Here is an 8,429-nt window from a genome sequence, read left to right as displayed (position 1 = left end):
CAGCAGGTGCTTCTTCAGTTTCAGCAGGTGCTTCTTCAGTTGCAGCAGGTACTTCTTCAGTTGCAGTAGGTGCTTCTTCAGTTACAGCAGGTGCTTCTTCAGTTACAGCAGGTGCTTGCTCAGCTGTTTCAACCTTTGCTAAATCTTCAGTTACAACAGCTTGCTCTACTTGCTTAGATGCATCAGTTGCTGTTTCTTCAGATTTTGCCTTAAGTTCAGCTTCATATTCTGCGGCCGCTTGATCCGCAACAGGAATAAATGCAGGAGGCTGCGTACTTTGTGTTTCGCTGCCTTCTTCACCTTGTTCAGGACGACGACGACGTTGGCCTGCAGCACGAAGGTGGCGAGGTGAACGACGTGAACGAGTACGTGCCTGTCCTTGCTCTTCATCAGCTGATGAATCTTGTTCAGGAGCCATATTTTGTTCTGGCTCAGGTTTTGCTGCTTCAGGTGCTTTGTCCGCATTTGTATTTGCTTGTGTTTCCACTTGTTCAGTTGCAACAACAGGTTTAGCTTCTGGCTTTTCTTCAGTTGCTTTAACAGGTTGTTGAGCTGGTGCCTGTTCAGTCGTTGTTGACTCTACAGCTGCAGTGTCGTCATTTTGCACACGAACTTTCTTGCGAATGTTACGACGTTGACGACGCGCTTTTGGCTTTTGCTCAGTTTTTTCTACGTTAGTGTCTTTGTTTTCTACAGACTCTTTAACGTCAGTTGCTGGCTTTTTATCATCGTTACGATTTTCATTACGCTTACGAGAATTAGGGTTACGACGGCGCTTGTTGCGGTTCTCGTTTCTATTCTCTTTTTGCTCGGTAGTTGTATTATCAACGTTAGCTGTTTCCTCAGCAGTGCGCTCATTTTGAGGTTTGTTGCGAGAGTTGTTATTACGGCGACGCTGGTTGTTACGACGGCGATTATCACCATCATTGTTGCGATTACGGTTATTACGCGTGTTTGGTTTATTAGTTTGCTCTTTTTTCTCTGGCTCTTTCTTTTCAGTTGAGTCAGCAAATAAAGATTTAAACCAATTACCAATGCTAGCTAAAAGGCCAACCTGTGCAGTAGCTTGAGGGGCTGCGGCTTGTTGCGCTGGAGCTGGCTTTTCAGTTGCTTGAGGTGCTGGCGTTGAAGGCATAACAACACCTTTCAATCTTGGCTCTTCACGTACTGCAACAGCGGGTGTTTTAGATGTTTCAAACACTTCTGGCTCAGGCGCTACAACTTGATCGTAACTTACTGTTTCGAGTGTTTCATCTTTGCGCAAGCGCATAACTTCGTAGTGTGGTGTTTCCATGTGTTGATTTGGAATGATTACTACATCACAGCTATGACGTTTTTCGATACGGTGCACGCTACGGCGTTGTTCGTTTAGTAAGTAAGCAGCAACAGCAACAGGCACTTGTGCGTTTACTTGCGCTGTATTGTCTTTAATGGCTTCTTCTTCGATTAAACGTAGAATTGATAACGCAATTGACTCGTTTGAACGAATAGTACCTTGACCACTACAACGAGGACATGGTCCTTGGCTTGCTTCACCTAATGAAGGGCGTAAGCGCTGACGCGACATTTCAAGTAAGCCAAAGCGTGAAATTTTACCAATTTGTACACGGGCACGATCTGGGCGAACAGCGTCTTTTAAACGATTTTCTACTTCACGCTGATGGCGTGGAGGCGTCATATCGATAAAGTCGATAACAATCAGGCCACCTAAGTCGCGTAAGCGTAATTGGCGGGCAATTTCGTCTGCTGCTTCTAAGTTTGTGTTCAATGCTGTTTCTTCGATATCTCCGCCTTTAGTGGCTTTTGATGAGTTGATATCGATAGAGGTAAGTGCTTCTGTAGGGTCAATAACAATTGAACCACCAGAAGGCAAGCGGACTTCGCGTTGGAAAGCAGATTCGATTTGGCTTTCAATTTGGTAGTGTGTAAACAATGGCACTTCGCCAGAGTATAACTTCACACGGCTCATAAAGTCAGGGCGAAAACGTTCAATATGGGCTTTTGCTTCTTCAAATACACGCGGTTTATCAATTAAGATTTCACCAATATCACGGCGTAAATAATCACGAATAGCGCGGAAAATCACGTTACTTTCTTGGTGGATTAAAAACGGTGCTTTGCCGCTATTAGAGGCTTGTTGAATCGCATCCCAGTGCACAAGGAGTGCTTTTAAATCGTAGTTTAGTTCTTCAAACGATTTACCAACACCCGCAGTACGCACGATTAAGCCCATGCCTTTAGGCAATTCTAAACGGCTCAATGCTTCTTTAAGTTCAGTACGCTCATCACCTTCAATACGACGTGAAATACCGCCAGCACGAGGGTTGTTAGGCATAAGCACTAAATAGCTACCTGCTACGCTGATAAAAGTAGTCAGTGCTGCGCCTTTTTGGCCGCGCTCTTCTTTATCAACTTGTACAATAACTTCTTGACCTTCTTTAATTACGTCACGAATGTTCGGACGACCTTGGAAGGTGTAACCTTGCGGGAAGTATGTACGAGCGATTTCTTTTAAAGGAAGGAAACCGTGACGTTCAGCGCCGTAATCAACAAAGGCTGCTTCTAATGACGGTTCAATGCGTGTTATTTTGCCTTTATAAATATTGGCTTTTTTTTGTTCGTGACCCGGGCTTTCGATATCTAAATCATACAGGCGCTGGCCATCAACCAGTGCTACGCGCATTTCTTCTTGCTGCGTCGCATTGATTAGCATACGTTTCATATTGTTACTCTACTGTGTTATGTCGCTGACATGACGAAACTTTTCGCCTGTTCAGTTGCTCCTGTCGCTTCTTTTTATGCAGTCTCACGACTGGGTCTGTGGCGGAGCTTGGTGCTGTATTGTTTTACAAGTATCTTTATGGTGCTGGCTGACAATAACGTGTTGTCACGTTATTAGATTCATAATGGCGACAAAACTAGCGGCTGTTTTACAGCATCGTATTCGAGTTCTGTGCAGAGTCGACCATTTATTAAATTAACTTGTATATCTACAGCACATCTGCTGAACGGCGTTTTTACGCCGTCACGATCAGACAAATTATCTGTTCAAATTGCTTTTATTTCTGCAATTAAGGCTGTTCATGCTCAAACTTAACTTACGATATATTACGCGCACCGTCGTTAATTGAACGCACGTGCAAACTAGGTCTGTATAAAAGCTTTGGAAAACTTATCTCGGATCTGTATGATCAATTACCTAGAATGTGCATCACGAATGTCTTAATGTGTTAAAAAGCACCGTTGTTATTGCAAATTAAATTTGCGACGGTGATTATCCCACTATTATAACCGTGTTAGCAACTAAATTATTTTACTTAAATCAGTGATTAGGCAATGTCAGAAAAAACCGGCTTACAAGTATCTTTCGTCACGATTACCGAAGACCACCTAGGTCAACGGATTGATAACTTTCTTATTACCCATTTAAAAGGGGTGCCTAAAAGCGCTGTTTATAAAATTCTCCGTAAAGGTGAGGTGCGAGTTAATAAAAAGCGTATCAAACCTGTGTATAAACTTCAGCTTGATGATGTAGTACGTATACCACCGATTAAAATTGCAGAGCGTCAAGACGACTTTGTGCCAAGCAAGCTTGAGAAAGTTAAACAATTAGAAGACGCTATTTTATTTGAAGACAAATACCTTATTGTGATCAACAAGCCTTCGGGTATGGCTGTGCATGGTGGCAGTGGCTTAAGTTACGGTTTAATAGAAGCTTTGCGTTCATTACGTCCTGATGAGCGTAGCCTTGAACTTGTTCACCGACTTGACCGTGACACTTCAGGCTGTTTATTAATCGCAAAACGCCGCTCTGTACTAACAGCTTTACATGAGCAATTGCGTGAAAAAACCATGGAAAAAAATTATTGGGCACTTGTCGATGGCCAGTGGGAATCTAAAACCAAGAATGTGAAAGAGGGCTTACGCAAAAATACGTTACAGTCAGGCGAGCGTATTGTTCGGGTAGATAATAGCGAAGAAGGCAAGCCTTCTCATACACGCTTTAAAGTACTTGAACGTTTTGATGAATGTTCATTAGTACAAGCATCACCGGTAACAGGGCGTACTCACCAAATTCGTGTTCATACCCAGTGCCAAGGTCATCCAATTGCTTGTGATGATAAATATGGCGATCAGGCATTTGATGCGGGTATGCGTAAAATCGGTTTAAACAGATTATTTTTACATGCCCATGATTTGAGTTTTTATCACCCTAAAAATGAAACAACCATGCGTGTTGAAGCGCCACTTGATAAAACGTTAACTAATTGCATAAAGACATTACGCGCAGCTAAATCGTGAAAAATTATAAGTTAGTGATATTTGATTGGGATGGCACCATCATGGATTCGGTGACTAAAATAGTTAATTGTATGCACGAATCTGCATTAAAGTGCGGCTTAGTTGCGCCAAGTGATGAGGCAATAAAAAATATTATTGGCTTATCACTTAATCATGCCGTTGCGACTTTATTCCCCGATAACGCCAATTTATATGCTGATTTGATTGCACAATATAAGCATCAGTATAAACATGTTGATGCAACACCTACGCCTTTATTTGCCGATGTAGCAAACACATTGAAAAGGTTGAGAGACAAAGGCGTTATTCTAGCGGTAGCAACAGGTAAAAGCCGAGTAGGGCTTGAACGCTTATTGGATGAAACAAAACTAGACCATTATTTTTCGGCCACGCGCACAAGTGATGATGCGCAATCTAAACCGTCACCAGAGATGTTGCTTCAGCTACTTAGTGAGCTTGATGTAAGTGCTGATGAAGCGCTGATGATTGGCGATACCAAAATTGATATGGCGATGGCTCAGGCTGCGCATATTGACCGCGTAGGTGTCACTATGGGTGTGCATAATGAAGTGCAGCTAAATGAATTTGAGCCAATTGCTACGGTTGGCTCATATCAGCAATTATCTGCGCTTTTACTCGATTAGTTTGCCTGGTTGTCTAGTACATCTAAACCAAACTCAGCCAACAATTGGCTGAGTTTAATCAGTGGTAGCCCGATTAAACTATTTGGATCATCGCCGCTGAGTTTTTCAAATAAACATATACCGAGTCCTTCGCTTTTAAAACTCCCTGCGCAGTTGTAAGGTTGCTCTGCATCACAGTAAGCACTTATTTGTGCCGATGTGAGTGTTCTGAATGTCACCTCGAAAGGTTCTACGATAGTTTGTAACGTATCTTTGCTTATATCGTAGACAGTTAAACCAGTTAAAAAGGTGACGGTGTTTGCACTAAATAAGCTCAATTGTTTAATGGCGTTTTCTTTATTGTGCGGTTTACCTAGGATTTGCCCGTTAAAAACCGCCACTTGGTCTGAGCCGATCACTAAGCCTTCGTTAAATCTCCCTTGTGCGGCACGTGCTTTTAAGACGCTTAAGCGCATTACTAATTGACGTGGTGATTCGTTGGGAATCGGTGTTTCGTCAACATCGGGGGAAAAACTGGCAAACGGAAGATTAAATTTTTGCAATAAAGACTGACGAAAGGGTGAGCTTGAAGCTAAAATAAGTGAGTGGCGCATGGATTATTTTCCTAATGAAAATCAGATTGAGTTAGGATAAATCAGATCTGTTGGCAAAACAAAGAAATGAATCAGGAAAAACCAGTGTAAAATGGTTTTTTACTTTGACTAACCAAGTAACTATCTATATGATGCAGCCCCTATGCAAAAGGTGAAAATTCCCATCACTCTTCATCCAGGCAAAGCAGCTCAGCACCGTTTAAGTTATGACGGTATTGTTCAGCTTGAAAAACTGACTCGTTTACGAGAAGTTATCCAGGAAGAAGTAGGTGAAATAGCGGTAAAAATTCATTGCAAAAACGATGAGCAAGGTTTTGTTGTGGTTCGCGGCAATTTGTCGACACACGTAACTGTAACTTGTCAACGTTGTAATGGTGATTTAGGGTTGGATTTGGATCAAGACTTTGTGTATTCGCCAGTCGGTTTGGATGCAGAGTCAGATGATCTTCCAGAAGACTACGATGAAGTAGCACTTGATGAAAATGGTGAAATAGACGTGTTTGATTTAATCGAAGACGAACTACTTTTAGCAGTTCCATTAGTGCCTACACACAACGAAGCTTCATGCAGTTATTCAGCAAAGCCTGCCAGCTTTGGTGTATTAAAGGCGGAAGATGATAAACCAAATCCATTTGATATTTTGAAACAACTTAAGAAAGATTCTTAGGAGAAGACTATGGCTGTACAAAAAAGCAAAAAGTCTCGTGCAAGACGCGGCATGCGCCGTTCACACGATGCGATCAGTGGTCCAACTTTAACTGTAGACCAAACATCTGGTGAGACTCATCGTCGTCACCACGTGACTGCAGATGGTTACTACAAAGGCGTTCAAGTAATTTCTAACTAAGAGATTGCTTATATGCTGACTAATCTAACCATTGCGTTAGATATGATGGGGGGCGATTATGGCCCCCGTTCATCTATCCCCGCAGCCGTTAACGCGGTAAATGCTAATGCCAACTTAAGACTCATCTTATGTGGCAACGAGCAAGTAATATCTAATGAACTCGATTCCCTCGATTCTTTATCTCATCCAAGATTAATTATTCGTCATTGCAGTGAAGTTGTTACTAATGGTTGTGAACCGGCTTTAGCTGTTCGTTTTAAAAAAGATTCTTCAATGCGTGTAGCCCTTGATTTAGTTAAGTCAGGTGAGGCACAAGCGTGCGTAAGCGCTGGTAATACCGGCGCCTTACTTTTTATGGCGCATTACGTATTGAAAATGTTGCCCGGCGTTAAGCGTCCTGCACTGATTTCAGCGGTTCCGACTGAGCAAAAGCACCCTGTCTATTTACTTGATTTAGGTGCCAATGTGCATTGTGATGCACAAACCTTATATCAATTTGGCATTATGGGCTCAGTCGTCGCAGGACAAGCGCTCGGTTGTGATAACCCGAAAGTAAGCCTATTAAATATCGGCTCAGAAGACATAAAAGGTCATGAAGATATTAAGCAAGCCGCGCAGTTGATGCAGCAATGTGATTACTTAAATTACACCGGCTACAGCGAAGGCAGCGATATATTTACTGGTAAATCTGATGTCATCGTCTGTGAAGGTTTTGTCGGTAACGTTGCCCTTAAAACCTGCGAAGGTATCGCTAAGCTTATTATGTTTAAGCTAACAAAAGCGCTAAGAAAGCACTTTTTCTATAAATGCATGGCTTTTATGCTACGCCCTGTCATAAAAAAACTATATAAAAGGGTGAACCCCGACCAGTATAACGGCGCAAGTCTGGTAGGATTGCGCGGTATTGTTGTAAAAAGCCATGGAAATGCATCAGCTAAAGCATTTCATGCTGCTATCGATGAAGCCGCCAGAGAAGTAGAACGTCAACTTCCAGAAAAAATAGCCGCTATCTTCGAGCAAACACATTCAACTAAAAAAGTAACGTCTGACGAGTGACTTATGTTGTCAGGCGCATGCTTAAATATTTTTTATTTGTTTAATTAAAAGAGCAAAGTATGGCACAAAAAATCGCACTTGTTTTTCCAGGTCAAGGCTCACAATCTGTGGGTATGTTAAGTGAGTTACTTGCAGAGTCTGACATTGTAAAAGCAACATTTGCTGAGGCATCAGATGCACTTGGTTACGACTTAGCAGCACTCGTACTGAATGGTCCAGAACAAGAACTAAACCAAACCCACCGTACTCAACCTGCTTTATTGACCGCTTCGGTTGCTATTTATCGTCAGTGGTTAGCTGCAAACCCAGACGCAGAGGTGACGATGGCAGGTCACAGTTTAGGCGAATACTCTGCATTAGTATGTGCAGATGTACTGAGCCTTGCTCAGGCAGTGAAACTTGTTGAAAACCGCGGTTTATATATGCAAGAAGCTGTACCTGCGGGTGTGGGTTCTATGGCTGCAATCATCGGTCTTGGTGATGATGAAATTAAAGCTGCCTGTAGCGCATCAGCACAAGGTGAAGTTGTCGCACCGGTAAATTATAACTCACCAGGACAAGTCGTTATTGCAGGACATAAAGCGGCAGTAGATAGAGCGTCACAAGCGTGTAAAGAAGCAGGTGCTAAACGTGCATTGCCATTATCCGTTAGTGTACCTTCACATTGTGAGCTTATGAAGCCAGCCGCTGATAAATTAGCAGCTGATTTAGCTGCTTTAACATTTAATACACCTAAGTGTGATGTAATAAATAATGTTGATGTTATTGCAGAAAATGCAGCTGATGCAATTAAAGATGCATTAGTACGTCAATTATATAGCCCAGTACGCTGGACTGAAACAGTACAAGCATTGGTAGCGCAGGGTATTACCCAAAGCTATGAATTTGGCCCAGGTAAAGTATTGACGGGGTTAGCAAAACGTATTGACAAAGCAATGGTATGTGGTTCGGTAAATAGCCAAGCTGCCATTGATGAAGCTAAATAAG

The 8,429-nt window shown here is 42.4% G+C and carries 8 protein-coding genes; 6 read left to right on the top strand and 2 right to left on the bottom strand.

From position 1 onward, the window contains the following. The coding region (rne, locus tag CSC79_RS03785; protein ID WP_099294200.1) for a ribonuclease E at positions 1-2,722 on the bottom strand (2,722 nt) is incomplete at its 3' end. Positions 2,723-3,336: 614 nt separating this feature from the next. On the opposite strand from rne, the gene rluC reads away from it, so the two are divergent. Both rluC and CSC79_RS03775 read left to right on the top strand, forming a co-directional pair. Next, entirely contained in the window at positions 3,337-4,302 is a 966-nt protein-coding gene (rluC, locus tag CSC79_RS03780; RefSeq protein WP_099294198.1) for a 23S rRNA pseudouridine(955/2504/2580) synthase RluC, read from the top strand. Further along, positions 4,299-4,946, top strand: a complete 648-nt coding sequence (locus CSC79_RS03775; protein WP_099294196.1) for an HAD-IA family hydrolase — start codon at positions 4,299-4,301, stop codon at positions 4,944-4,946. The genes rluC and CSC79_RS03775 overlap by 4 nt, the downstream gene beginning before the upstream one ends. Here CSC79_RS03775 and CSC79_RS03770 read toward each other — a convergent pair. Beyond that, complete coding sequence (locus tag CSC79_RS03770; protein ID WP_099294194.1) at positions 4,943-5,539, bottom strand: nucleoside triphosphate pyrophosphatase; 597 nt, start codon at positions 5,537-5,539, stop codon at positions 4,943-4,945. The two genes, CSC79_RS03775 and CSC79_RS03770, sit on opposite strands and share 4 nt — an antisense overlap. Before the next feature lie 142 nt (positions 5,540-5,681). On the opposite strand from CSC79_RS03770, the gene yceD reads away from it, so the two are divergent. The 4 genes from yceD to fabD are packed head-to-tail and all read left to right on the top strand — an operon-like array spanning position 5,682 to position 8,428. Further along, positions 5,682-6,206: a 23S rRNA accumulation protein YceD gene (gene yceD / locus CSC79_RS03765; protein WP_099294192.1), complete on the top strand. Its 525-nt coding sequence runs from the start codon at positions 5,682-5,684 to the stop codon at positions 6,204-6,206. A gap of 9 nt (positions 6,207-6,215) precedes the next feature. Then, the gene (gene rpmF, locus CSC79_RS03760) at positions 6,216-6,386 is read left to right on the top strand and encodes a 50S ribosomal protein L32 (RefSeq protein WP_008109865.1); all 171 of its coding nucleotides are present in this window, start codon (positions 6,216-6,218) and stop codon (positions 6,384-6,386) included. 12 nt (positions 6,387-6,398) lie between these two features. After that, positions 6,399-7,442 carry a phosphate acyltransferase PlsX gene (gene plsX / locus CSC79_RS03755; RefSeq protein ID WP_099294190.1) on the top strand — a complete coding sequence of 348 codons (1,044 nt, stop codon included), beginning with the start codon at positions 6,399-6,401 and terminating at the stop codon, positions 7,440-7,442. A 59-nt stretch (positions 7,443-7,501) separates the two neighbouring features. After that, the gene (gene fabD, locus CSC79_RS03750; RefSeq protein ID WP_099294188.1) at positions 7,502-8,428 is read left to right on the top strand and encodes an ACP S-malonyltransferase; all 927 of its coding nucleotides are present in this window, start codon (positions 7,502-7,504) and stop codon (positions 8,426-8,428) included. The last annotated feature ends 1 nt before the right edge of the window (position 8,429 follow it).

This window comes from Pseudoalteromonas sp. 3D05, assembly GCF_002723455.1.
GTDB lineage: Bacteria > Pseudomonadota > Gammaproteobacteria > Enterobacterales > Alteromonadaceae > Pseudoalteromonas.
Note: the sequence above shows the minus strand (reverse complement) of the source record. Positions and strands in the feature narration are given on the sequence as shown.